23 protein-coding genes are annotated in these 23,905 nt (G+C 70.9%); 10 read left to right on the plus strand and 13 right to left on the minus strand.

All coding sequences use genetic code 11. From position 1 onward, the window contains the following. The first annotated feature begins 272 nt into the window (after positions 1-272). Positions 273-1,097 (plus strand): hypothetical protein, encoded by an 825-nt coding sequence (locus tag OG293_RS06665; protein ID WP_405997830.1) that lies wholly within the window; start codon positions 273-275, stop codon positions 1,095-1,097. A 7-nt stretch (positions 1,098-1,104) separates the two neighbouring features. Here OG293_RS06665 and OG293_RS06670 read toward each other — a convergent pair whose 3' ends face one another. The 3 genes from OG293_RS06670 to OG293_RS06680 all read right to left on the minus strand — a co-directional run bounded on the left by OG293_RS06670 (position 1,105) and on the right by OG293_RS06680 (position 2,902). Then, positions 1,105-1,533: a pyridoxamine 5'-phosphate oxidase family protein gene (locus OG293_RS06670; protein WP_405997831.1), complete on the minus strand. Its 429-nt coding sequence runs from the start codon at positions 1,531-1,533 to the stop codon at positions 1,105-1,107. Between the two features lie 79 nt (positions 1,534-1,612). Continuing rightward, positions 1,613-1,978 carry a hypothetical protein gene (locus OG293_RS06675; protein ID WP_405997832.1) on the minus strand — a complete coding sequence of 122 codons (366 nt, stop codon included), beginning with the start codon at positions 1,976-1,978 and terminating at the stop codon, positions 1,613-1,615. Between the two features lie 141 nt (positions 1,979-2,119). Further along, positions 2,120-2,902 (minus strand): GntR family transcriptional regulator, encoded by a 783-nt coding sequence (locus tag OG293_RS06680; RefSeq protein WP_405997833.1) that lies wholly within the window; start codon positions 2,900-2,902, stop codon positions 2,120-2,122. 175 nt (positions 2,903-3,077) lie between these two features. Between OG293_RS06680 and OG293_RS06685 the strand changes: the two genes are divergently transcribed. Together OG293_RS06685 and OG293_RS06690 are read left to right on the plus strand one after the other, a co-directional pair. Further along, on the plus strand, positions 3,078-3,923 hold the full coding sequence (locus OG293_RS06685; RefSeq protein ID WP_405997834.1) for a (2Fe-2S)-binding protein: 846 nt from the start codon (positions 3,078-3,080) through the stop codon (positions 3,921-3,923). Between the two features lie 210 nt (positions 3,924-4,133). Beyond that, the gene (locus tag OG293_RS06690) at positions 4,134-5,207 is read left to right on the plus strand and encodes a DUF2637 domain-containing protein (protein WP_405997835.1); all 1,074 of its coding nucleotides are present in this window, start codon (positions 4,134-4,136) and stop codon (positions 5,205-5,207) included. 71 nt (positions 5,208-5,278) lie between these two features. Here the strand turns inward: OG293_RS06690 and OG293_RS06695 are convergent, their stop codons facing one another. Next, a complete protein-coding gene (locus OG293_RS06695; protein WP_405997836.1) occupies positions 5,279-5,737 on the minus strand; it encodes an ATP-binding protein in 459 nt (152 codons plus the stop codon). 189 nt (positions 5,738-5,926) lie between these two features. Next, positions 5,927-7,537 (minus strand): protein phosphatase 2C domain-containing protein, encoded by a 1,611-nt coding sequence (locus OG293_RS06700; RefSeq protein ID WP_405997837.1) that lies wholly within the window; start codon positions 7,535-7,537, stop codon positions 5,927-5,929. Positions 7,538-7,841: 304 nt separating this feature from the next. Between OG293_RS06700 and OG293_RS06705 the strand changes: the two genes are divergently transcribed. The 3 genes from OG293_RS06705 (at position 7,842) to OG293_RS06715 (ending at position 9,883) form a co-directional block, all read left to right on the plus strand. Continuing rightward, positions 7,842-8,834, plus strand: a complete 993-nt coding sequence (locus OG293_RS06705) for a helix-turn-helix domain-containing protein (protein ID WP_405997838.1) — start codon at positions 7,842-7,844, stop codon at positions 8,832-8,834. Positions 8,835-8,857: 23 nt separating this feature from the next. Next, positions 8,858-9,340 carry a DUF456 domain-containing protein gene (locus tag OG293_RS06710; protein ID WP_406003524.1) on the plus strand — a complete coding sequence of 161 codons (483 nt, stop codon included), beginning with the start codon at positions 8,858-8,860 and terminating at the stop codon, positions 9,338-9,340. Between the two features lie 174 nt (positions 9,341-9,514). Further along, positions 9,515-9,883: a PPOX class F420-dependent oxidoreductase gene (locus OG293_RS06715; RefSeq protein WP_405997839.1), complete on the plus strand. Its 369-nt coding sequence runs from the start codon at positions 9,515-9,517 to the stop codon at positions 9,881-9,883. A 198-nt stretch (positions 9,884-10,081) separates the two neighbouring features. Here OG293_RS06715 and rsgA read toward each other — a convergent pair whose 3' ends face one another. Beyond that, positions 10,082-11,197 carry a ribosome small subunit-dependent GTPase A gene (gene rsgA, locus OG293_RS06720; RefSeq protein WP_405997840.1) on the minus strand — a complete coding sequence of 372 codons (1,116 nt, stop codon included), beginning with the start codon at positions 11,195-11,197 and terminating at the stop codon, positions 10,082-10,084. A 482-nt stretch (positions 11,198-11,679) separates the two neighbouring features. On the opposite strand from rsgA, the gene OG293_RS06725 reads away from it, so the two are divergent. Both OG293_RS06725 and OG293_RS06730 read left to right on the plus strand, forming a co-directional pair. Further along, a complete protein-coding gene (locus tag OG293_RS06725) occupies positions 11,680-12,744 on the plus strand; it encodes a nitrous oxide reductase family maturation protein NosD (RefSeq protein WP_405997841.1) in 1,065 nt (354 codons plus the stop codon). Positions 12,745-12,779: 35 nt separating this feature from the next. Continuing rightward, positions 12,780-13,832, plus strand: coding sequence for a methyltransferase (locus OG293_RS06730; RefSeq protein WP_405997842.1), 1,053 nt, complete (start codon positions 12,780-12,782; stop codon positions 13,830-13,832). A gap of 73 nt (positions 13,833-13,905) precedes the next feature. On the opposite strand, the gene OG293_RS06735 is transcribed toward OG293_RS06730, so the two are convergent. From OG293_RS06735 to OG293_RS06765, 7 genes are all read right to left on the minus strand, one after another. Further along, positions 13,906-14,238 (minus strand): TcmI family type II polyketide cyclase, encoded by a 333-nt coding sequence (locus tag OG293_RS06735; RefSeq protein ID WP_405997843.1) that lies wholly within the window; start codon positions 14,236-14,238, stop codon positions 13,906-13,908. A gap of 25 nt (positions 14,239-14,263) precedes the next feature. Further along, complete coding sequence (locus tag OG293_RS06740) at positions 14,264-14,743, minus strand: SRPBCC family protein (protein ID WP_405997844.1); 480 nt, start codon at positions 14,741-14,743, stop codon at positions 14,264-14,266. Position 14,744: 1 nt separating this feature from the next. Then, entirely contained in the window at positions 14,745-15,002 is a 258-nt protein-coding gene (locus tag OG293_RS06745) for an acyl carrier protein (RefSeq protein WP_405997845.1), read from the minus strand. A gap of 15 nt (positions 15,003-15,017) precedes the next feature. Further along, positions 15,018-16,268, minus strand: a complete 1,251-nt coding sequence (locus OG293_RS06750; protein ID WP_405997846.1) for a ketosynthase chain-length factor — start codon at positions 16,266-16,268, stop codon at positions 15,018-15,020. Next, entirely contained in the window at positions 16,265-17,533 is a 1,269-nt protein-coding gene (locus OG293_RS06755; RefSeq protein ID WP_405997847.1) for a beta-ketoacyl-[acyl-carrier-protein] synthase family protein, read from the minus strand. Before OG293_RS06755 ends, OG293_RS06750 begins: the two co-directional genes overlap by 4 nt. After that, positions 17,530-17,973: a cupin domain-containing protein gene (locus OG293_RS06760; RefSeq protein ID WP_405997848.1), complete on the minus strand. Its 444-nt coding sequence runs from the start codon at positions 17,971-17,973 to the stop codon at positions 17,530-17,532. The genes OG293_RS06755 and OG293_RS06760 overlap by 4 nt, the downstream gene beginning before the upstream one ends. Before the next feature lie 69 nt (positions 17,974-18,042). Then, entirely contained in the window at positions 18,043-19,158 is a 1,116-nt protein-coding gene (locus OG293_RS06765) for a SchA/CurD-like domain-containing protein (RefSeq protein ID WP_406003525.1), read from the minus strand. A gap of 260 nt (positions 19,159-19,418) precedes the next feature. On the opposite strand from OG293_RS06765, the gene OG293_RS06770 reads away from it, so the two are divergent. Next, complete coding sequence (locus OG293_RS06770) at positions 19,419-21,050, plus strand: FAD-dependent oxidoreductase (protein ID WP_405997849.1); 1,632 nt, start codon at positions 19,419-19,421, stop codon at positions 21,048-21,050. 150 nt (positions 21,051-21,200) lie between these two features. Further along, on the plus strand, positions 21,201-23,897 hold the full coding sequence (locus OG293_RS06775; protein ID WP_405997850.1) for a SpoIIE family protein phosphatase: 2,697 nt from the start codon (positions 21,201-21,203) through the stop codon (positions 23,895-23,897). Positions 23,898-23,905: the final 8 nt, after the last annotated feature.

Consider the following 23,905-nt stretch of genomic DNA (forward strand, 5'->3'; position numbering starts at 1 on the left):
GGGATCAGGGGCGCAGCCAGGGGGTTCGCGTCGGCGCAGGAGGCGCGTCCGAGGGCAGCGCGCCGGTTACGTGTCATCCTCACGGGCATCGCGAGATCCATCCCCCTGACGCCCGTGACCTTGAAAGACGCCTCCATCGCACCCCATCACGCCCCGGGCGATTGTGAATTCATTCACCTGACCCCTTGGCCAGGCATGCCTATCCATGCTGAGATGCGCATGACTCAACAGCTCAATGGCGTGCTCGGGGAGGGCAAGTGGCGCATACCGCCATGTCTGGTTCCGGAACCACTGCAGGTGACGATCCACTCCAGACCGCGGTATGGCGGCTGCGTTCGCGCGGCTGTTGGACCGATGCCGCAGCTCTGCTGACACCCCGGCTGGCGGAGCCCGCCGCGGCGCTGGAGCGGGCCGGACTGCTCGTCGAGCGCTGTCTGTTCACCGGCGAGGGCTGGGCGGAGGCGGAGGACGCGCTGCGTACGGCGGAGGCCGTGGCCCAGGACGACGAGGAACGCGGCGGGGCGGCCTGCGAGCGCGGGCGGCTGGCGTATGCCGCGACCCGGCTCGGCGTACGCGACCGCGCCGACGAGGCCCGCTCGGCGCTCGGCCGGGCGGCGGCGCTGCTCGCCTCCACCTCGCCCGGCCGTCCGCTGCTCGACTTCCGGCGCGGGCTCGTCGCCGAGCACATCGCCGACTCGCCCCAGGCGGCTCGCGCCGCCTATCAGCGCGCCCACGCCGGGGCCGTCACGCACCAGGACACGCTGCTGCTCTCCTTCACCTGGCTCCATCAGGCCGGACTCGCCCTGCGGGACGGCGAGTTGACGGAGGCACGGCACGGTTTCTCGCAGTCGCTGCGGATCCGCGAGGAGCTCGGTTATCTGATCGGTACGGCCCCAGTGCTGGCCGCGCTCGCCGACTGCGAGCCGGAGCCGGAGGCCGGCCGTCTGCGGGAGGAGGCACGCCGCCTGTTCCGCCTCCTCGGCGGCGTACCGGTCTGGCTGGGCGCTCAACTGGCCCGGCCCGTGCCGGCCCAGCCGTCCGCCACCCAGCCGTCCGCCACGGGGGCGTCCTCCACCGAGCCCGAGCCGGCGGCCTGATCGTCCCTCAGCCCTCACCGAGGTCGGCGCTGAGCCAGTGCTCGGGCCGCATATGGATGACGACCTGTTCGCCGTGCTCCTTCCAGGCGAAGTCGACGTAGGCGTCGACCTTTTCCGGGGCGAGGTAGCGGGCCGAGATCTCCCAGAGCTGATCGCGAGTGGCGGGGCCGGTCCCGATGACGGGCCCTTCCACGGAGACGTACCGGACGGTCGGCGTGAGGCGGTCGACCATCAGGGTGAAACGGCCCGCCCCGGCGATCAGGACACCTTTACGGGACTCCCGTCCGGTCATGATCCAGATGTGGCCGCCCCGCGCGTACTGGTACCAGATAGGCACGGTCAGCGGAGCCCGGCCGTCCTTGCCCGAGTCCACCGCCAGGGCGGCGATATGGGGCTCCGTCAGAAACTGCTCACGCTCTTCGCGGGTCAGGGCCATGGGACAACTCCTCGGTACGGATGCGGGATCCCGGGGCGCGCTCAGTTCGCCTACCCGCCGCAGGCTCCCGAGGAACGGACTATCCGGCCATCCAGGACAGCGTCCTGTCCGGATTCATGACGATCAGGACGGTGACAGCCACCACGACCACCCAGAGGAGCCCCCAGCCCCTGCGCCGCCGTGCCTGCCGCCGCTGATGATCCGGCCAGGCCCGCCACGCCGGGGGCTCGGCGCGCACAGCGCTCCGGCCCTTCCTCGTCCGCCTCCGGGCCCCGGACGGCCGCCGCGCGGCCTCCTCGTCCTCACGCCTCAGCCGCTCGGCCACCATCCGCGCCCGCGCGGACGGTTCCTTGGGTGCGGAGAGGCGCGCGGGCCCCTCGCTCTCCCGCTGGAACTCCTCCCATGCCTCGTCCGGTATGGACGACTCCGAAAACTCCGCGGTCATAACCCGTCCCCGTTCGTACGGACTTCACCAACGGCGGGACAGATTAGTGCAGAAGGCCGCCCATCCGCTGCGCGCCGGGCACGAGCCGATGCCGCCCGACGCCACCGCCGATCGCTGGATCCGGGAAACCGACCCCGGTCGTCAGCCGTCCGCGCCGGTGAAGTGCTCCCGTACGAGCGACCGCACCACCGTCAGGTCCTGCGCGATCAGGGCCTCCAGCAGCGCCATGTGTTCCGCCGCATCCGCCACCAGGTCAGCGCGGCGCGCGACCAGAGTGCCCGTCAGGGGCCACTGGGAGCGTCGGTGGAGGTCGTCCGCGACCATGACCAGCTGCTGGTTGCCGGCGAGGGCGAGCACCGCACGGTGGAAGGCGCGGTCCGTCTCCGCGTAGGCCGCGCGGTCGCCCCTGGCCGCCGCCGCTGCCGTCGCGTCCGCCAGCGGGCGCAGGGCGCGCCAGCGCACGGCCGGGACCGTGCGGGCCAGCCGGAGCATGACCGGGACCTCGATCATGGCGCGGACCTCGGCGAGCTCCGCCAGTTCACGGGGGCTGCGTACGGTGACGCGGAAGCCGCGGTTGGGGACGACCTCGACCGCGCCCTCGATCGCCAGTTGCTGCATCGCCTCCCGTACGGGTGTCGCCGAGACGCCGAAGCGTTCGCCGAGGACCGGGGCGGAGTAGACCTCACCGGGGATCAGCTCGCCGTCCACGAGGGCCGTGCGCAGTGCCTGGAGGATCTGACCGCGGACGGAGTGGCGCTGGACCGTCCGGGGCGCGGGCGGTTCGCTGTGGGTGTGTTCGCCGCGGGCCCGCTCCGGGACGCGGGGCTGCGACACCTGGGAGTCGGCGGGACGCGCCTGCCCCGGGATGCGCACGGACGCGTGCGGCTGCGGCGTCGCGGCGTCGCGCGCTCGGGCCTGCTCCACTCGGGTCCTCCTCCGGCCGGCTGCCGGGCCCGGCTCGCACAGGCGGGGCCCATGTGCCCCCGCGTAGGCGGGGGCACATGGGCACCATAGGCGGACAGAGCGGCAGTTCAAACACCGATCACATCGGGTAAGGTAAGGCTAACCTGCTAACGATCGCGATTCGGTGGTCCCCAGCATGACCGTTCCCGCCCTGTTGCCCGCCCTCACCTCGCCCGTCGAGGACGCGTACACGCGCCTGGCCGAGGTCTACTCCGGGCTGCGGATACGGGATCTCGCGGACGGCGAGAGCGTCCCGTCCGGCGGCGGCTGGGTCGGCGCGGCAGAGCTCGCCGAGGGCGGACCCGCCCTCGATGCCTTTCTGGCCTGGGACAACGCCCAGGTCCTGCGGGACTACGGACAACAGGCCCGCCCGGACGTGATCGCCAGCTTCGGTCTGCACCGGTACGCCTGGCCCGCCTGTCTGCTGATCACGGTCCCCTGGTTCCTGCACCGCAGGGTGCCGCGGCTTCCGGTCGAGGACGTGGCCTTCCAGCGCACGCTCGGCCGCATGGCGGTCCGGGTGAGGCAATTCACCTGCCTGCCCGGCGACCCGGCGGCCCAGTTGCCCGGCGCACGGGTCGTACCGGACGAGGAGACCCTGCGGGCGGAGGTGCGGGACGCCGTCGCCGAGCACATCGGACCCGTCCTGGACGGCTTCGGTCCGCGCATGCGGCGCGGCAGGCGCGCACTGTGGGGCATGGCGACCGACGAGATCGTCGAGGGCCTGTGGTACATCGCACATCTCCTCGACGAGGAGCAGCGGGCCGTGACGGAGCTGGACAGGCTGCTGCCCGGCACGGCCCAGCCGTATGTCGGGACCCCCGGCTTCCGCGCGCTGACCGGGCCGGACGGCGAGTCGCTGCCGACCCGGGACCGGGCGAGCTGCTGCCTCTTCTACACCCTGCGCCCCGAGGACACCTGCGTCACCTGTCCGCGCACCTGCGACGCGGACCGCGTGGACAGGATGCGGCAGAGCGCCTGATCTCCTGCGCTCTCTTGGTCACGCCACCCGGAAGGGTGACGTAAATAGAACTAACTCCCTTGATTTACACGGCTGTTCGAGGCAAACGCACCTATCGGTATGCCTCACAGCCCCATTGGCGTTCTCTTGCCCCGAAACCCCCTGGGGGCGCCGGCGCATCGGCCACTATGGCGCCCGAAAGGCTCTACCGCGATGCAAGGGACACCGCCCATGAGACTGACCGACATATCGCTGAACTGGCTGCTTCCCGGCGGCGTGATGCTCGTGGGAGTCCTGGTGGCGGTTGCGGTGCTCGCGCGCGGCAAGCGCGCCGGTGACAAGGCCTCGTCAGACGACTCCTGGGAACGCAGTGAGGAGCGCCGCAGGCGCAAGGAGGCGGTCTACGCCACGGCCTCCTACGTGCTCCTGTTCTGCTGCGCGGCAGTCGCCGCCGCGCTCTCCTTCCACGGACTGGTCGGCTTCGGCCAGCAGAACCTCAGCCTCAGCGGGGGCTGGGAGTATCTGGTTCCCTTCGGGCTCGACGGCGCGGCGATGTTCTGCTCGGTGCTCGCGGTGCGCGAGGCCAGTCACGGCGACGCGGCCCTCGGCTCACGCCTGCTGGTGTGGACCTTCGCCGGAGCGGCCGCCTGGTTCAACTGGGTGCATGCGCCACGGGGCCTGGACCATGCCGGCGCTCCGCACTTCTTCGCGGGCATGTCACTCTCGGCCGCGGTGCTGTTCGACCGAGCGCTCAAGCAGACCCGCCGGGCGGCACTGCGCGAACAGGGCCTGGTGCCGCGTCCGCTGCCACAGATCCGGATCGTGCGGTGGCTGAGGGCGCCCCGGGAGACCTTCGGTGCCTGGTCGCTGATGCTCCTGGAAGGCGTACGCACCCTGGACGAGGCGGTGGACGAGGTGCGTGAGGACCGGCGCGAGAAGGAGCGGAACCGACTTCGCAGGCGGGACCGCGAAAAGCTGGAGAGGGCGCAGATCAGAGCGCTCAACCGGCAGCACCGCGCCTGGGGGATCGGGCGTGCGGACCGCAGGTCGGAGCTTCCGGCCCTCAATTCCACGTCGGCGTCAGCGCAGGCCGTCTCCGGCAGTGTGGAGTCCCTCGCGGAGCCTGCGATATCCGAGCCGGGACAGCTGCCGCTTCGACACCGGCCCTCCCTCCAGGCCGTGAGAACGGCCGGTGGCGCTGAGCCGCGCACGGTCGACCTCACCGCGGAGGACGACACCCAGGCGCTCCCGCGTCTCGACTCCCTTGAGCGCAAGCTCAAGGATCTGGAGCAGCAGTTCGGCTGAGGGCCCAGTGCCCGTCGGGGCACCGGCCGGGCAGCCGTCGGGCACCCGCACACGGAAGGCCGGTCTGCGCGTCAGACCGGCCTTCCGTGCAGTTCGAACCAGACCACCTTGCCCACGCCGTACGTACACACGCCCCAGGCGTCCGCGAGGCTCTGCACCAGCACCAGGCCTCGGCCATGGGTGTCGAGGTGCGCGGCCGGCGTATGAGGAACGGGCAGTCCTGCCATGAAGTCCCGGACCTCCACACGAAGCGTCGAGGCGGCGACGGTGGCCGTGAAGACCGCGCCATGGTCCGTGTGGACCAGCGCGTTGGTCACCAGTTCACTGGCGAGCAGCTCAGCCACGTCCGCCGCGTCCTGCTCCGCCCAGGTCCGAAGTAACTTCCGTAACTCCCGGCGCACTTCAGGGACGGATGTCAGATCCGTACAGCCCAGTCTGCGATGCAGCCGGTCACCCGGCCCCTCCTCAGTCCCCCGGTCCCCGCCGTGCCCGCCCGCGGCTGGTCCGGCCCCTTCCTGACGCTCACTCATGATCCCCACCCGCACGTCGGAACAGCCCCTTCTCCAAAACGACCCCTGATGCCGAACACGTTCACGGACATGCATGCCCCGACCGGGCCATACCACTCATGTCGATTCATCAACTAAATCGTGAAGAAATCACGGCCTCGGGACGTTTCGTACATGGGAGCGAGCCAGGCGTCCCCAGCGCGCCCGCGGTTACGCCTCCCAGACGGCCACGGCCGTACGGTCGTCGGCGTAGCCCTTCACCCTCAGCTGGGTGTCCGCCAGGAATGCGGGGAGACCGGGCGGCTCGCCCGGACCCCAGCGCCCCGCCAGCTCCTTCCCCAGCGCGGGCTCCCCGCGCAGCGGCTCGGCCAGGCCGGTGCTGCACAGGAGCAGGGTGTCGCCCGGGCGGGCCACGGAGGCACGGAATCGGAAGGGCTCGGCGGGCGGCGGGGGCGGCGCCTCGATGTACGGCGAGGGCGGTGTCGGGATCCCGAGGTCCATGGTGAGACGGTCGCCCTCCGGGGTCTCGGCCGGCGAGGACCCGAATCCGACGACGGGAGCGCCGGCGACGGCCTCCGACTCGGGGTTGGGCGGCTCGATGTCCTGCCACACGCCGTCCCGGAGGCGGAAGAGACCTCCACCGCCGACGCCGAAGAACACCCGGGTGCGGCATTGGGGATCGGCGGAGAGCAGCAGACAGCGCAGTTGGGCGGTGTACTCCTCCGGCTGGACGCCGAGCTCGGCGGCGCGGGCGCGCAGCTTGCCGAAACTGCGGTCGGTGAGCCGGTGCAGCCCTGACTTGAGGTCGCCGCGGCGGCCCGCCCTTATGTCCTCGGAGAGTCGGACGTGGCTGCGGCCGACGGCCGTGCCGATCCAGCGGCAGGCATCGGCCGCGGCGCGATGGGCCCCCTCGGCTGCGCGGGCACCGCTGGCGACGGCGACCAGCACGAGTGCGGTCTCGCCGGTGCCGAAGCGGGCGGTGAGCAGGGCGTCCCGGCGCGGCTCGCCGCGGTAGCGGGCGGAGTCACCGCGCACGGAGGCCGCGCGCAGGGTGTACGTGCCGTAGCGGGCGCCGTCGAGCGCCGTGTCGGCGACGAGTTCGTCGAGCTGCGACGGTTCGGCAGCGGGGAGGGCGGTGGGTTCCGCGTCGTACGTGGGCGGGCGGTCGCCGACGTGGGTGATCCGGAGCCGGGCGTGCGGGGGTACCGGCCGGCGGCCCGACTGCTCGGCGGGGGGCGACACTTGGGCGGGCTGCTGCCCTGCGGGACGAGGAGGCTGGGTGCGGACGGGCTGGGTGGACGCGGGTTCCGCCGGCGGCGCGGGCTGTACCGGTGCGGGCGGTGCGGGAGCGGGCGGCTGTGCTGTACGCGGCGGCTCGGGCGCGGGTTGGGCGCGCGGCGGCTCGGGGGGTTGCTGCTCCCGAGGCCGCGCTGTACTCGGCGGCTCGGGCGGTGGGGTCGGCGGGAACGCGGGAGGCTGCTGCGGAGCGCTCGGCGACTCCCAGGGTGCCCGCTGCCGCGGGGGCGCGGCGGCCCGGTCCGCCGGTTCCTGGTGCGGGGTGGGCGCGACGGCGTCCCGGGAGTATGTCTCCCACCAGGCGCGCGGACGCTCCGGGGCGACCTGGCCCCGCCTTTCCGGCGGCACGGCGGGAGCAGGCGGCTCCGGTGTCCCGTCCGCGGCTACCGCGTCGGCCGCGGAATCGAACCGGTCGTCGAGCGTGTCGCCCGCTCTCTCCCCGGGTCCGGTGTCCGGGGCGGACTCGTCGTACAGCCGGTTCCACCAGTCGTTCTCGGTGGCGGGCCTCTCCCCCTGCTGGCTCATGCCCTTATTGTCCACCGCGCGGGGTGTACGAAAACGGGGCATCGAGAAAAGAACTGCGGCAGGGCGTCCGCGGGGCGGCCCCGCCCTGACGGGCCGTATGGAGATCGGCGCATCACCGTCCCCGCACTCGCTCCCGGCACAACGGCGCGAAATGCTCTGTTGCCGCAGGCTGTTGATGCTGCGGTGGCGCACCATTGGCAGAGGGACGGTTGATGCGGGGATGATGTGCGCGGCGGGAATACGCCGTGGCCGGTTCCCGCCATCGTGGCCATGAAAGTGCACGTCCGGGGAGGGATCGGGTCAGGTGCTGGGAGCGATAGGTCTCGACGAGAGACAGGAACTGACGTACCGCGCGCTCGTCGCCCTCGGGGCGGCGCAGGTCACCGATCTCGCGCACCGGCTGGCCCTGCCGGAGACGGACACGGAACGCGCGCTGCACCGGCTGGAGCAGCAGGGGCTCGCGGCGCAGTCCTCGGCACGCACCGGGCGCTGGGTGGCCGCGCCGCCCGGCGTGGCGCTCGGTGCGCTGCTGACCCAGCAGCGGCATGAACTGGATCAGGCCGAATGTGCGGCGGCGCTGCTCGCGGAGGAGTACCGCGCGGAGGCGGCCGAGCCCGCCGTGCACGATCTCGTCGAGGTGGTGACCGGCGCGAGCGCCGTGGCGCATCGTTTCGTCCAGCTTCAGCTGGGCGCGACCCAGGAGGTCTGCGCACTGGTCACCGGCAAACCGATGGTGGTCACGGCGGCGGACAACGATGCGGAGGAGAAGGCGGCGACGCGCGGGGTCGCCTACCGGGTGGTGATAGAGCGCGATGTGTTCTCGTTGCCCGCCGCGATCACCGAGCTGAGCGCGGCCCTCGGCCGAGACGAACAGGTGCGCGTGGTCGACCGGGTGCCGACCAAGCTGGTCGTGGCCGACCGCGCCCTCGCGATGGTGCCGCTGACCGGCCGCGGCGCCGAACCCGCGGCCCTCGTCGTCCACGCCAGCGGACTCCTCGAGTCGATGATGGGGCTGTTCGAGGCGGTGTGGCGGGAGGCGTTGCCGCTGCGGCTCGGCGGGAGCGGAGGCGTCCTGGAGGAGGCGGTGCCCGGGCCCGACACCACGGATCTGGAGATCCTCTCTCTGCTGCTCGCGGGGATGACGGACGCGAGGGTGGCCAAGCAGCTCGACCTGGGGCTGCGGACCGTGCAGCGCCGGGTGAAGGGGCTGATGGAGCTCACCGGTGTGACGACCCGCCTGCAGCTGGGCTGGCACGCGTACGCGAAGGGCTGGGTGGCTCGCGACCTGCGGGGATGAGCGCCATCCTGCACCCTTGGCAGATGGGCGTGTGGCAGCTCCTGCTGGTGGGCCTGGTGATGCTGCTGGGCCTGCTCGGGGTGCTGATTCCCGGTGTGCCGGGACGGTGGCTGGTGTGGGCCGCGATCCTGTGGTGGTCGATGCACGAGAAGACCGGGCTGGCCTGGGCCCTGCTCGTGGGCTCGACGGCGGTGCTTCTGGTCGACCAGGTGGCGGTCTGGCAGCTGCCGCCGCGGCGGATGCGTGGTGTCGGCGTCACACGCCGGATGGTGGTGTGCGCGGGCGCGGGGGCCCTGCTCGGCTTCGTACTGATCCCGGTGGTGGGCTCGATACCCGGATTCATCGGGGGTATCTACGCCTCCGAGCGACAGCGGCTGGGCGGGCACGGGCCCGCTGTGGCCTCCACGAGGGCGGTGATGCGGGCGGTGGGGACGAGTGTGCTCGTGGAGCTGTTCGCCTGTCTGCTGGTCATGGGCGCGTGGGTGGGCGCACTGATCTGGGGCTGAGCCGGCGCGGGACGCCCGGCCGCCCCCAGGGCCCTGCGTCCGCCGACCTGCCGGGCTCCGCGCCCTGCCTGGGGGACTGCCCGGCTGAGCGGGAGGAAAGTCCTCGCACGACTGGTTCCCGACTCGGTCCGGTATCCGATGCGGGGGACGATGTAGGCGTGTGAGGCTGCCCGCATGACGGAATTCAGCGAGGCCGAGCGCGCGTACCTCTCGTCCCAGCGCCTGGGACGGCTGGCGACCGTCGACCCGAAGGGCCAGCCGCAGGCGAACCCGGTCGGCTTCTTCCCGCAGGCCGACGGAACGATCCTGATCGGCGGCTACGCCCTGGGCACGACGAAGAAGTGGCGCAATCTGCAGTCGAATCCGAAGGTGGCGCTGGTGGTCGACGACATCGTGAGCGTCCGCCCCTGGAAGGTGCGCGGGGTGGACATCCGGGGCGAGGCGGAGCTGCTGACGGGCCCGCACGAGCTGGGCCCGCACTTCAGCGAGGAGCTGATCCGGATCCACCCGAGGAAGATCCACAGCTGGGGTCTCGAGGAGTAGCACGGCCGGTGCGGGCCCCCACGCCGTTCGGGCGCGGGCCGGCCGCATGACGGGACGCGGTCGCGTGCCGCCGGGCGGGGGCCGCACTTCGGGCCCCGCCCGGCGTTCGAGGCGCGGTCCCCGGCAGCCCGCCGCGCCCCGCCGCGCTCAACGCTCAAACGGCGGGGCCCGACCGAGCCCGTGGGGTCCCCCGCGGCGTCAGCGGACGCGGCCACGCTTCAGATCCATCGCCGCCCTGCCCTGGGCCCCCTTCTGCTTCCAGTCCCGCAGAATCTCCGACCGCAACCGCGCGTCCGTCTTCGCGACGATGCGCTGGTTCTCGCGCAGCAGTTTGCGGTAGCTCTCGAGTCGGCGCTCCGGAAGCGAACCGTCCTCGATCGCCGCCAGCACCGCACACCCCGGTTCCGTCCTGTGTGCGCAGTCGTGGAAGCGGCACCGGTCGGCAAGGTCCTCGATCTCCGAGAAGGCCTGGCCGACGCCCGCCTCGGCGTCCCAGAGCCCGACGCCGCGCAGCCCGGGGGTGTCGATGAGCACTCCCCCGCCCGGCAGGGCGAGGAGGTTGCGGGTCGTGGTGGTGTGCCGGCCCTTGCCGTCGACGTCACGGATGGCCTGCACATCCATCACGTCCTCGCCCAGCAGGGCGTTGGCGAGCGTCGACTTTCCCGCACCGGACACGCCCAGCAGCACGCTCGTCCCGCCGGACACGAGGGCGGCGAGGACGTCGACGCCCTCCCCGCTCGCCGAGCTGACCGGCAGCACCCGCACTCCGGGTGCCACGGTCTCCACGTCCTGGACGAGATAGGAGAGCCCGGTGACATCCGGCACGAGATCCGCTTTGGTGAGCACGACGAGCGGCTGGGCCCCGCTCTCCCAGGCCAGCGCGAGGAACCTCTCGATCCGTCCGAGGTCCAGCTCGACGGCGAGCGAGACCGCGATGATCGCGTGGTCGACGTTGGCGGCGAGGATCTGCCCCTCGGAGCGGCTGGAGGAGGTGGATCGCACGAAGGCGGTTCGGCGCGGCAGATACGTGCGTACGAAGCGCGGATCGCCGTTCCGGTCGACGGCGGCCCAGTCACCGGTGCAGATCACCCGCAGCGGATCGTGCGGGGTCACGAGGGCCGTGTCGGCGCGTACCAGCCCGTCGGCGGTGACGACGTCGCACTGCCCGCGGTCGACCCGTACGACCCGGCCGGGTACCAGGCCCTGCTCGGAGCACGGGACGAATGCGGCGTCCCAGCCCTCGTCCCAGCCGTAGCCGGAGAGCGGGTGCGAGGAAGCCTGGGAAAAGGAGGAGGACGAGGAGGAGGAAGACAAGGGGAAACCCTTCACACGGGTGGCCCCGGCACGCGCACGGAGGCGCGGAGGAAAGGAAGGTCAGCCGGAGACCAAGGGAGTGGAATTGATGAACTTCTGGATGAGGGCAGCGCCCATCGCAATGACAGCCATCAGTCACACCTCCCGGTCCACACGCAGCTGTTGACGGCGGCCACAGAAGGCCACCGGCGGAACGATCTCACCCTAGCTCCGTCCCCGTCGGAGCCGCCAGCCATTTGTCGCGGCCCCGGGACCGGCGGAGAGTGCCCCGGTTGTTCCATCACGGCCCCTCCCGGCACCCCGGCCCGGCCGCGCGGCCCGCCCCTCACCCGGTCGGCGGACCTGCCGCCCGGCGCGGGCGACGTGCCGGGCACGACACGAACGGGCGCGGGACGCGACTCGTGTAGGCCAGTCGCGTACGGGATGTATCCATACGCTCACGCCGTGTGGCGAGCGCCGAAGATCGCCCATAACTTCGCCTCATGACGAAACGACAGATCGTGTGCCTCACATGCATCGCAGTCGTCGTGGTCTCAGGACTGGGTGCTGCCGCCCCGTCCTCCGGCGCGGCCTGGCACGCGGTGCATCCGGGAGAATCGATTCAGGAAGCGGTGGATGCCGCCAAGCCGGGAGACACCATTGTCATCTCGCCCGGCACCTACCGGGAAAGTGTCCTTGTCACCAAGGCGAATCTGACCCTGCGGGGCACGGGCGCAAGAACCGTCCTGATGCCCGCCCCCGCCACCACCAAGGCCGCGAACGCCTGCGCAACGGCCGGCAACGGCATCTGCGTCCTGGGCACGGCGACGCAGTCCGTCGACCGCGTCACGATCCGCGGGCTGACCCTTACGGGCTTCAAGAAGAACGCCATCTGGGCCACCAACACCGACCGGCTGACGGTCAAGCGCGTGACCGCCGAGAAGAACGGGGTCTGGGGCATCGCCCAGCAGATGTCCACCCGGGGAGTGTTCCGGGACAACACGGTCCGGGACAACGGCGACGCCGGGATCTTCATCGCGAACACCGTCGACCGCGAGGGCGGGGCGATCGACACCGAGGGCGCCCTGGTCGCCGACAACATCCTCACCGGCAATCGCATCGGAGTCACCGTCCGACGGGTCCGCGACCTCACCGTGCGGACCAACAGGATCAGCGAGAACTGCGGCGGCATCTTCGTCGTGGGTGACGAGTCGAAGCCCGCGGCCGGTGCGATGACCCTGCGGGAGAACCGGATCTTCAAGAACAACAAGTTCTGCCCGGGCAACAGCCGCCTCCCCGCCATCCAGGGCGCCGGCATCGTCCTCACCGGTGCCGAGGCGACGATCGTCCGCCACAACCACATCGTCGACAACGTCGGCTCCTCGCCCCTGTCCGGCGGCATCCTGCTCTTCCAGAGCTTCGTGGGAGCCCAGAACACCTCCAACGTCATCAAGGAAAACCTGGTGCAGCGCAACAAGACCGCCGACCTGATCAACCGCGGCACGGGAACCGGCAACACGTTCGTGGGCAACCGGTGCCAGGCGTCCGAGCCCGCAGGGATGTGCTGACCGATGTTCCCCTGCTCCAGGAGAATCGAGGCGGTATGACCACCGTAAGCCCCCGACCAGCATCGTTCGTCGAGTCGGCCCCCCAGTCCGCCATGCGCCTGCGCGAGCTCGTCTTCGGGGCGGCCTGTGCCGCCGCCGTGCGGGCCGCGGCCCGGCTGGGCGTCGCCGACGCCCTCGGCGACACACCCGCCACGGCGGAGGACCTCGCGGCCTCGCTGAACGTCGAGGCGAAGCCGCTGCGCCGGCTGATGCGCGCCCTGTCCTGCTACGGCGTCTTCGTCGAGACGGAGGACGGGACGTTCGCCCATACGGACATGTCCCTGATGCTCCGTGAGGACGCCCCGAACAGCCTGCGCTACATCTCCCTGTGGTGCACGGAACCGTGGACCTGGGACGCCTGGCCCAGGCTCGACGAGGCCGTGCGCTCGGGCGGGAACGTCTTCCAGGAGCTCTACGGAAAGGGCTTCTTCGAGTATCTGCACCAGGACGCCCACGAGTCGGCCCAGGTGTTCAACCGGGCCATGACCACCTCCAGCGTGCAGTCGGCGCTGGACGTCGCGGAGCTCCTCGACCTCTCCGGAGTCGGTGTCGTCGCGGACATCGGCGGCGGCCAGGGGCATGTGCTGGCCAGTCTGCTGGAGAAGCATCCGGCGGTCCGGGGCACGCTCCTGGACCTGCCCGACGTGGTGGCGAAGGCGGACCCCCGGCTGCGTCCGGGCGGGGCGCTGGCCGAGCGGGTCCGCATCGTTCCCGGGGACTGCCGCGAGGACATCCCGGTCGAGGCCGACCTCTACATCATCAAGAACATCCTCGAGTGGGACGACGAGTCGACCCGCAGGACCCTGGGGAACATCATCCGGGCGGCGCGTCCGGGCGCCAGGGTCGTCGTCATCGAGAACCTCGTCGACGACACCCCGTCGATGCGGTTCACCACGGCGATGGACCTGATGCTCCTGCTCAATGTCGGAGGCGCCAAGCACACCCGGCAGAGCATGGTCGACCGGATGACGCAGGCGGGCCTGACCCTCGGCGAGATCCGTCCGGTGAACGCGTATCTCCACGCCTTCGAATCCGTCGTCCCGGGCTGAGAGGGACCGGGCAAAGGCCCCGGGCCCGGCACCTGTTCGGTGCCGGGCCCGGGGCCTTTCGGTGCCGGTGGTGTCAGACCTTCGCGTCACGCTCCCAGGTGTAGAACTGACGGGCCATCGCGTCCTTCGGGCTCCGCCAGGTCTCCGGGTCGTACGGGCTGACAAAGGCGGTGAGCCGGTCGCTGATGTCCTTGAAGGCCGGGTGCTCCGTCACCTTCGCGATCTCGGGACCGGGGGGCCGCTCGGACTCGATCAGATGCAGATACACGTCGCCGAACTGGAACAGGCTGCGCCGGGTGACCCCGACGAGGTGCGGCAGTTCGCCGGTGTCGGAGTCCGCGAACAGCCGGGCGATGTCCGGTGCCGACTCGGGCGCCATACGGGCGACGATCAGGGCTTGGTGCATCGGAGGTTCCCTCTCGTTCCCGTGCTCACTTGGCGGTGACGCCGGCCGTGCGGCGCTCACGGTCGCGCTGCTCGATCTTGTCGCGGATGAGCTCCATCTGGATCTTGGAGTTCCGGTTGATGTTGTCGGTCATCCAGTCGTCGTCGACCGGCGCGTCCGGCTTCATCGCGAAGTCCTGCGTCCAGTGCATCCTGGTGCCGCCCGCGACCTCCGAGTACTCCCAGCGGATGTTCATGTGCTGGAAGGGGCCGGTCTCGACCCGGCGGGCCGTGACCTTGCGGCCCTTGCGGTCGGTGGTGCGCTCCGAGACCCAGCTCCACACCGTGCCGTTCTCGTCGGGGTGCATGGTGAGACGGAAGGTCGTGGTGTCGCCCGCGCGCTCCAGGATGTCGACCGACGCGTACTCGCTGAACAGGTCGGGCCAGTTCTCGATGTCGTTGGTCATGTCCCAGACGAGGTCCAGGGGGGCGGCGACGGTGATCTCGTTCTCGGTGTGTCCGGGCACGTCAGGCTCCAGTCATGAGGGTGTTGTTGACGAGGTCGAGGAACTCCTGCGGGGTCTTGCACCGGTCGGCGTCCGGGGGCAGGGGACGGCCGTGCCGGTTCTCCAGCTCACCGACGATGCCGAGCAGGCCGAGGGAGTCGAGACCGAACTCGTCGAAACCGGACTGCGGCCGGCTCGCGAGGTCGGCGGGGTCGACGGTGAGACCGGCGCCTTTCTTCATCAGGGCGGCCAGTTCTTCGAGGGTCAGTCGGTCGGACATGAGGTCTTCTCCTTCTCACGAGGGGGTGTCGGTGGTGCCGCGCAGCACCAGGGCCGCGTTCGAGCCCATGAGGCCGCGGCTGAGCACCAGGGCCGTCCTCAGCTGTGCCGGCCGGGCCCGGCCGGTCACGATGTTGAGGTCGTGGCACACGTCGAACACATTGGGCGTGGGCGGCAGGATGCCGTGTTCCATGGCCAGTACCGCGGCGGCCGAGTCCAGCACCGGTCCGCCGCAATAGGCCCGCCCGATACCGGTCTTGGGTGCCGTGACCGGTACCCGCGTGCCGTGTGCGCCCAGCGCATCGGTGATCGCCAGCGCCTCGGCGCGGTCGGCCTCGGGGACACCGAGCGCGTCCGCGAAGACGACGTCGATCTCCTCGGGCGCGCAGCGGGCCTCCGCCAGCGCCCCACGGATCGCCTGCGCCAGTCCCTCACGGGACCGCTCCCACCGGCTGGGACCGGTGAAGGTCGCGGCGTGGCCCGCCACCAGCGCGCGGGGCCGGGCGCCCCGGCGGCGGGCCGCCGACTCCTCCTCGACCACGAGCATCGCGCCGCCCTCGGCGGGCACGAAGCCGCAGGCGTCCTTGGTGAAGGGCCGGTAGGCACGTTCCGGGTCCTCACAGGTGCTCAGGTCCTCGTACCCGAGCTGGCAGACGACGGAGTACGGCGCCAGAGGCGCTTCGGCGGAGCCGACCACAACCGCGTCGGCTCCGTTCCGTATACCTCTCGCGGCGTGCGCGAACGCGTCGAGCCCGCCTGCTTCGTCGCTGGCCACGACGCCGCAGGGACCCTTGAAGCCGGCCCTGATGGAGATCTGGCCGGTGCTCGCCGCGTAGAACCAGGCGATGGACTGGTACGGGCCGACGAAGCGGGAGCCCTGGCCCCACAGCCGTTGCAGTTCCCGCTGACCGAACTCGCCGCCGCCCGAACCGGCGGCGGTCACCACGCCCACCGCGAACGGCGAGTCCTCGTAGTCGGCCCGGCCCAGGCGGGCGTCCTCCAGGGCCAGGTCGGCCGCGGCCATCGCGAAGTGCGAGAACCGGTCCGTCTGGACGAGGTAGCGCTCCTCGATCTGCGCGGCGGGGTCGAAGTCTCGTACCTCGCCCGCGACCTTGAGCGGCAGCTGCTCGCACCCCTCACGCGTGACGCGGTCGAGGACGCAGACTCCCTCCTGGGTCGACTTCCAGAAGACTTCGGTGCCGACCCCGTTGGGGGCGATGGCACCTATACCCGTGATCACCGTCTGCCGGGATTGCCGAGAGCTCATCGCGCCCTCCCATGGGGTGTGGTCATGACGACCGCGGACTGGAATCCGCCGAACCCGCTGCCGACCGAGAGCACATTGCGCAGCTTGCGTGCGCGCGCGGTGCGCGGCACATAGTCCAGGTCGCACTCGGGGTCTGGAGTCTCGTAGTTCGCGGTCGGCGGGACCACCTGATGTGCCATCGCCAGGACGCAGGCGACGAGTTCGATCGCGCCGATCGCGCCCAGCGAGTGGCCCACCATGGATTTGATGGAGCTCATCGGCGTCTTGAAGGCGTGGTCGCCGAGGGAGCGCTTCACAGCGGCCGTCTCGTGCCGGTCGTTCTGTTTGGTGCCCGAGCCGTGCGCGTTGACGTAGTCGATCGCGGTGCCGTCGATCCGGGCGTGATCGAGGGCGGTGTTGATGGCCCGCGCCATCTCCAGGCCCTCGGGGGTGAGTCCCGTCATGTGGTAGGCGTTGCCGAAGGTGGCGTATCCCCCGATCTCGCAGTAGACGGTCGCCCCGCGTTCACGGGCGTGTTCCAGTTCCTCCAGGACCAGGACCGCGCCGCCCTCGCCCATGACGAACCCGTCCCGGTTGGCGTCGAAGGGCCGCGAGGCGTGGGCCGGGTCGTCGTTGTTGGGTGACGTGGCCTTGATCGCGTCGAAGCAGGCCACCGTGATCGGGGAGATGGGCGAGTCCGACGCGCCCGCTATGCACACATCGACCCGGCCTTCCTCGATGGAGTGGAAGGCGTAGCCGATCGCGTCCAGGCCCGAGGTGCAGCCCGTCGAGACGGTCTGTACGGGCCCGTGGGCGCCGACCTGTTCGGCCACCGCGGAGGCGAGTGTGCTCGGCGAGAACGCGCGGTGCAGATGCGGTTTCGCCGGGCGGTGGTCGACGTCCCAGCGGGCGCCGGATCCACTCACCGCCACATAGTCGTTCTCCAGGCGCGTGGTGCCACCCACGGCCGTGCCGAGGGAGACCCCTATGCGCCAGGGGTCTTCCTTCTCCGGATCGAGTCCGGCGTCGGCTATCGCCTCCCGGGCGGCCACCAGCGCGAACTGGATGTACCGGTCCGAGCGCGCCACCAGGTCCGGGTCCAGACCGTGGGTCGCGGGGTCGAAGTCGACCTCGGCGGCGATGCGGGAGCGGAACCCCTCCGGGTTGAAGAGGGTGATGCCCCGCGTCGCCGTACGGCCGTTCGCGAGCAGGTCCCAGAACTGCTGGGTGCCCACTCCTCCGGGGGCGACGATACCGACCCCGGTCACCGCCACCCGCCGGTTCACGAAACGACCCCAGTCCGTTCCGGCGGCCTGCCCTGCTCGGCGCTTGCGGAGAGTTCGGTGGATTCGGTGTCGACGTGCCCGAGCTCGGGCCGGGGGGCCAGCGGGCCGAGGTGGAAGACCATGCGGGCCTCGACGTTGCCGACGTTGCGGAAGCGGTGGCGCACGTTCAGCGGGATCATGAGGCCCTGGTCGGGACGCATGGAGTGCGTCTCGCCGTCCAGGTCGACCTCCAGGAGCCCGCTCACGACGTACACGAACTCCTCCGAGTACGGGTGGTAGTGCTCACCGATGCGCTCGCCGGGCTGCACGATGGCCAGGCCCATGAAGCCGCTGGTGGCGCCGACGGCGGTGGGGGTGAGCATGGCGCGCAGATCACCTCCGCGCCTTCGGTTCTCCTGTGTCTCGCTGAGATCCACGATGCGTGGTTTGTACGTGGTCATGACTGGTTCCTCCAGGTGCAGTGCCCCGACGGCTCGGCCGGCTTGGCCGCGACGCGCCGGACGTGCGGGTCAGGACTCCGGCGGCGCGGAACGGTCGGTGATCAGTTGCATGTCGGAGTCGGCGAGGAAGCGCGCCATCTCCTTCTCGCTCGTGGGCACCTCGCCCGCGGCGAGGAGCTTGGCGAGCGTCGCCGCCTTGCGGGGACCGCTCATGCCGAGTGCCAGGGCGGGGTGCGCGTCGAGCCGGCCGTTGACATCGACCAGCCGGACGACAATGTCGTCGCGCTGGAAGATGGTGCTGCTCGCGATGGGGCTGTCGGGGCTGTCGGCCGCCGTCTCGTCCTGCTTGGCCAGCAGCCGGGCCAGCGCCATGCCGCAGCCCTCCTTGGCCGCGTAGTACAGCGCGTGCCGCTTGAGCTCGGCGTGGTGCTGCCCGTCGGCCGCCACGTGGTGCACGGCGGGCAGCGCCGCCCGGGTGAAGAACATCCGGGCGGAGTCGGGGTCGTTGAGGTCCCGGTCCTGCTCCAGGTACGGGTTGATGGCCTCCTCGACCGCCCTGACCTCGGGCTGACGGGCCACGTGGCGCAGTGCCGCCAGGAGGTCGCCCTGTACCTCGATGGCCCGGACGACCCGGTTTCCGTGCATGAAGAGGGAGGTGCGGCGCAGCCGGGTGCCGTCGTCGACGCGGGCCGCCGGCGAGGTGTACCCGGAGAGGATCTTCGCGACCTTCTTCTCGGTGCCCGGCTTCACCGTGAAGGTGAGGGCGTGGCGGACGACTCCGTCGCCGAGCCGGGGCGAGGCCTGGAGCCGGCCCTTGAGCTGTTCGGGTGTGACGGGGAGCGTCTGTCCGGTCTCACGCAGGACGCTGAAGCGCAGCGACCGGGTGTCCCGTACGCAGCTGTGCAGCGGCTGGACCGTCTCGACGTGCTCCTCGCTGTTGACCCAGGCGAGGAAGGGCGGGGCGCTCTCCCATTCGCTGGTGATGAGCCACTGCGAGGGGTTCTCGATCGACTGGCACAGCTGGTCGCTGATGTGACCGGGGACCGAGGCCACCTGGTTGCGCAGGTGTTCGTACGCCTCCAGGAACTGGTTCTGTGCGCCGTCATGGAGGTCCAGCAGCAGGACGACCCGAAGCCTGGAGCCATCGAAGGCGGACTGCGATATCCGTTCCGACAGGGTTGTCATCATTCACACTCCTTTTCGACAGCGCGGCTGCCACACGGGGTGGCTCCTCGTCAGTCGTCGGTGGAATCCGCCTGGTTCAGCAACCGGCGAATACGGACGGTCCGCCTCCGTGGCTCGGGCGACCTCCCGCAACCGATCGTGGTCCGGTAGTCCGACCTGCGCGAGAGCAGCGATGCATGCGGGTGAATGCACGAGCGAACCCATGCCCCGCAGGGCATGGAACTTGCATCCCCCAAGGGCGGCAGGAGCTGGAGCAACCGATGGAAGAACACTTCGACGACCGTGTACCGGTCCTCATCGTGGGCGGGTCCCTCGTGGGCCTGTCCACCTCACTGTTCCTGGGCCGTCACGGCATCAGGCATCTGCTGGTGGAGAAGCATTCGGGTATCTCGACGCACCCGCGCGGGCGCGGGATGAACGTCCGCACGATGGAACTGTTCCGTGGCGCCCGGGTGGAGACCGAGATCCGGCAGGCCGCCGCGGTCCTCGCGGAGAACCACGGGATCATGCAAGCGGGGTCGCTGACCGGCGACGACCAGGAGTGGCTGTTCAAGGAGATCGACCCGGGCGGCGCGCTCGCCCGGTTCAGCCCTTCCACCTGGTGTCTGTGCAGTCAGAACGACATCGAGCCCGTGCTCATGGCTCGCTCCCGCGAGCAGGGATCCGACCTGCGGTTCTCCACCGAGCTGCTCTCGTTCGCCCAGGACGGGACCGGCGTGAGCGCCGTGGTGAAGAACCGGGAGACAGGCGAGCACCGCACGATCCGCGCGGACTATCTCGTCGCGGCCGACGGCCCGCGCAGCCCCGTCAGGGAGCAGCTGCGCATCGGCCAGAGCGGTCACGGCGACCTGTTCCACAATGTGAGCATCACCTTCTCCTCGCGGCAGCTGATCGATGTGCTGGGCGACAAGAGGTTCATCGTCTGCTACCTCACCAAGCCGGGCGCGGACGGGGCGCTGCTGCCGGTGGACAACCGGGAGCAGTGGGTCTTCCACGCGCCGTGGCACCCGGAGGACGGCGAGACTCTGGAGGACTTCACAGACGAGCGGTGCGTCGAGCACATCCGCAGGGCGGTCGGCGCGCCCGGCCTGGATGTCGAGATCACCGGCAAGGCTCCGTGGCACGCGGCGGAGCGGGTCGCCGAGCGTTACGGAGCCGGACGGGTCTTCCTCGCCGGTGACTCGGCCCACGAGATGTCCCCGACCGGAGCGTTCGGCTCCAACACCGGCATCCAGGACGCCCACAACCTGGCCTGGAAGCTGGCGCTGGTGCTGGAGGGCTCGGCGGGCCCCGGCCTGCTCGACACGTACGAGGCGGAGCGGCTTCCGGTGGCGCGCGCGACGAGCGAGCGGGCCTCGGCCCGCTCGGCCGAGCACAGCCACCCCGGATATGCGGCGCCGACCACGCCGGGCGGCGGCCCGAAGGGCGGGATCCTCTCGGTGGCGATGGGATACGGCTATCTGCACGGCGCGGTCCTCGGCGTTGATACCCGGCGTCCCGTCGTACCGGAGCGGATGCAGCTGACGGGCGACCCGGGGACCCGGGCTCCGCACATGTGGGTCGGCGGGCCGGGCGGGCGGCAGTCCACGCTGGATCTGTACGAGCGGTCGTTCGTGCTGCTCAGCGCCGAGGGGACCCCGTGGCGCGCTGCGGCGCGCACGGTTGCCGAGCGGCTGTCCGCGCGGCTGGACGCCTATGCGATCGGTACGGGTCCGGACGCCGATCTCACACCCGAGGGCGAGACGGACTGGGCCGAGCTGCACGGGACGACGGCGCAGGGCGCGGTCGTGGTGCGTCCCGACGGATTCGTGGCGTGGCGCTCGTCCGGCGCCGAGTCCGATCCGGAGGCGGCACTGCATTCGGTCATGACGACGTTGCTGCGCCGGCCCTGATCATCGTCCGAGTCCCCTTCGCCGCCCGTGCGACGAAGGGGACTCGGTCATTTTCGAGGCGGATTCCGTCGCGAACACATCACACATGAGCCTTCCGCGCTCTACGGTGCGCAGATAGCTCACCGTAGGCGGGAGGTGTAGAAATAGGACATGACCGGACGCTACGGCCGCCCGCGCTCGGTTCTGAGAATGCGAACTGTCGCAGGTCAGGTCTTTCTTCTGCAGGTGGCGATCGTGGTGTTGCTGGTCGCCGCCGCCATGGTGGCGCTCGTGCTGCAGTCGAGATCCGACAGCGAGCGTGAGGCCCGCAACCGGTCGGTCGCGGTGGCCGAGACCTTCGCGCACGCGCCAGGCATCCAGGTGGCCCTGAAGAGCCCGGACCCGACCGCGATTCTCCAGCCCCGGGCGGAAGAGGCCCGCAAACGCTCCGGGGTCGACTTCATCGTCGTACTGAACACCGACGGGACGCGCTACACCCATCCCTTGCCCGACCGGATCGGAAAGAAGTTCGTGGGCAATCTGGAGCCCGCGCGTGCCGGTGAGGTGTCCACCGAGAAGATCGTCGGGACCATCGGGCCGCTCGTCCAGGCCGTGGTGCCGGTCACCGACCGTAAGGGCACGGTCGTCGGAATGGTCTCGGCGGGGATCACCATCGAACATGTCAGCGGTGTCGTCGAGGACCAGTTCCCCCTGCTGTTCGGCGCCACCGGGGCGGTGCTGCTGGTCACCACGGGGGGCACCGCGCTGGTGAGCCGGAGGCTGCGCCGCCAGACCCACGGCCTCGGCCCCACCGAGATGACCAGGATGTACGAGCACCACGACGCCGTGCTCCATGCCGTGCGTGAGGGCGTGCTCATCGTCGACGGCGAGGGGCGGCTGCTGCTCGCCAACGACGAGGCACGCCGGCTGCTCGATCTGTCGCCGGACGTGGAGGGGTCCCCGGTCACCGATCTCGGCCTCGACCCGCTCACCGCCCGGCTGCTCGCGTCCGGACGAATCGCCACCGACGAACTCCATCTCGTGGGCGACCGGCTGCTCGCCATCAACCAGCGCTCCACGGACGAGGCGGGCGGGCCGCCGGGCAGCGTGGCGACGCTGCGGGACACCACCGAACTGCAGGCCCTCACCGGCAAGGCCGATGTGGCACGCGGTCGGCTGAGGCTGCTCTACGACGCGGGCACGGAGATCGGCACCACGCTCGACGTGGTGCGCACCTGCGAGGAGCTGGCCGAGTTCGCCGCCAGCCGGTTCTCCGACTACGCCACCGTCGATCTGGTCGAGACCGTGCGGCGCGGCGAGGAGCCGACGGCGACCGGCGCGGGGTCCGACATGCGCCGTACGGCCTTCAGTGGCCTGCGGGACGACACCGCGCTGTATCCACTCGGGAAAGTGATCCACTTCGTGCCCTCCACCCGGCTGGGTACCGGCCTGCGCCAGGGCGAGGCGGTACTGGAAGCTGATCTCGCCGCCTTCGGCGGATGGCAGAAGCAGGACCCGGAGCGGGCCCGCAAGCTCGTCGTGGACCACGGGATCCACTCGATGATCGCCGTACCGCTGCGTGCCCGGGGCGTGATTCTGGGTGTGGCGATGTTCTGGCGCTCCCAGAAGCCCGAGCCGTTCGAGGTGGAGGATCTCTCCGTCGCCGAGGAGCTGGTCGCGCGGGCGGCGGTCAGCATCGACAACGCCCGCCGTTACACCCGCGAGCACACCATGGCGGTGACGCTGCAGCGCAGCCTGCTGCCGCGTGTCCTGCCGGAGCAGACCGCGATCGAGGCCGCCTACCGCTACCGGCCCGCGCAGGCCGGGCTCGGGGGGCTGGGCGGTGTCGGCGGCGACTGGTTCGACATCATTCCGCTGCCCGGCGCCCGGGTCGCACTGGTGGTGGGCGATGTCGTCGGCCATGGTCTGCACGCCGCGGCCACCATGGGCCGGCTGCGCACCGCGGTCCACAACTTCTCCACGCTGGATCTGCCGCCCGACGAGCTGCTGTGGCACCTCGACGAACTCGTCGCCCGGATCGACCAGGACGAGGCCGGTGACGGCTCCGAGGGCAGTGAGGCCGGCGTCACCGGCGCCACCTGCGTCTATGCGATCTACGACCCGGTCACCGGGCACTGTGCCATCGCGCGGGCCGGCCATCTCCAGCCGGCGATCGTCCATCCGGACGGCACAGCGGTCTTCGCCGACGTGCCCGGCGGCCCGCCGCTCGGGCTCGGCGGGCTGCCCTTCGAGACCCTGGAGCTCAAGCTTCCCGAGGACAGCAGGCTGGTCCTGTACACGGACGGACTCGTCGAGGACCGGGACCGGGACATCGACGACGGCCTGGCGCTGCTGCGCAAGACACTGGCCGACCACGCCGACAAGAACCCCGAGGACACCTGCGAGGCGGTGCTCAAGGCTCTGCTGCCGGAGCGCCCGCGCGACGACATCGCGCTGCTCGTGGGGCGTACGCGCATTCTCGACGGGGAGCGCGTGGCCGACTGGGAGGTGGCCCCCGACCCCTCGGCCGTGGGGCAGATACGTGCCGCGGTGACGCGCAAGCTCGGCGAATGGGGGCTGGAGGAGGAGGCGTTCACGACAGAGCTCATCCTCAGCGAGCTGGTCACCAACGCCATCCGGTACGCCACGGGTCCCGTGCGCGTACGGCTGATCCGGGACAGGGCCCTGATCTGCGAGGTCTCGGACCACAGCAGCACCTCTCCGCATCTGCGGCAGGCGGCGATCACGGACGAGGGCGGGCGGGGTCTGTTCCTGGTCGCGCAGTTCGCGGACCGCTGGGGCACCCGCTACACCGCGGACGGCAAGGTCATCTGGACGGAGCAGCCGCTGCCGTCCGACGACACGTGACCTGGGAG

This window comes from Streptomyces sp. NBC_00829 (genome assembly GCF_045161795.1).
Classification (GTDB): Bacteria; Actinomycetota; Actinomycetes; order Streptomycetales; family Streptomycetaceae; genus Streptomyces.

Coding starts and splice junctions, on each gene's coding strand:
- OG293_RS06770 (WP_405997849.1), top strand. CDS start 19,419: ATGGAAGAACACTTCGACGACCGTGTACCGGTCCTCATCGTGGGCGGG.
- OG293_RS06775 (WP_405997850.1), top strand. CDS start 21,201: ATGACCGGACGCTACGGCCGCCCGCGCTCGGTTCTGAGAATGCGAACT.
- OG293_RS06665 (WP_405997830.1), top strand. CDS start 273: ATGTCTGGTTCCGGAACCACTGCAGGTGACGATCCACTCCAGACCGCG.
- OG293_RS06690 (WP_405997835.1), top strand. CDS start 4,134: ATGAGACTGACCGACATATCGCTGAACTGGCTGCTTCCCGGCGGCGTG.
- OG293_RS06675 (WP_405997832.1), bottom strand. CDS start 1,978: ATGACCGCGGAGTTTTCGGAGTCGTCCATACCGGACGAGGCATGGGAG.
- OG293_RS06725 (WP_405997841.1), top strand. CDS start 11,680: ATGACGAAACGACAGATCGTGTGCCTCACATGCATCGCAGTCGTCGTG.
- OG293_RS06715 (WP_405997839.1), top strand. CDS start 9,515: ATGACGGAATTCAGCGAGGCCGAGCGCGCGTACCTCTCGTCCCAGCGC.
- OG293_RS06685 (WP_405997834.1), top strand. CDS start 3,078: ATGACCGTTCCCGCCCTGTTGCCCGCCCTCACCTCGCCCGTCGAGGAC.
- OG293_RS06760 (WP_405997848.1), bottom strand. CDS start 17,973: ATGACCACGTACAAACCACGCATCGTGGATCTCAGCGAGACACAGGAG.
- OG293_RS06730 (WP_405997842.1), top strand. CDS start 12,780: ATGACCACCGTAAGCCCCCGACCAGCATCGTTCGTCGAGTCGGCCCCC.
- OG293_RS06710 (WP_406003524.1), top strand. CDS start 8,858: ATGGGCGTGTGGCAGCTCCTGCTGGTGGGCCTGGTGATGCTGCTGGGC.
- OG293_RS06700 (WP_405997837.1), bottom strand. CDS start 7,537: ATGAGCCAGCAGGGGGAGAGGCCCGCCACCGAGAACGACTGGTGGAAC.
- OG293_RS06765 (WP_406003525.1), bottom strand. CDS start 19,158: ATGACAACCCTGTCGGAACGGATATCGCAGTCCGCCTTCGATGGCTCC.
- OG293_RS06695 (WP_405997836.1), bottom strand. CDS start 5,737: ATGAGTGAGCGTCAGGAAGGGGCCGGACCAGCCGCGGGCGGGCACGGC.
- OG293_RS06670 (WP_405997831.1), bottom strand. CDS start 1,533: ATGGCCCTGACCCGCGAAGAGCGTGAGCAGTTTCTGACGGAGCCCCAT.
- OG293_RS06735 (WP_405997843.1), bottom strand. CDS start 14,238: ATGCACCAAGCCCTGATCGTCGCCCGTATGGCGCCCGAGTCGGCACCG.
- OG293_RS06750 (WP_405997846.1), bottom strand. CDS start 16,268: ATGAGCTCTCGGCAATCCCGGCAGACGGTGATCACGGGTATAGGTGCC.
- OG293_RS06745 (WP_405997845.1), bottom strand. CDS start 15,002: ATGTCCGACCGACTGACCCTCGAAGAACTGGCCGCCCTGATGAAGAAA.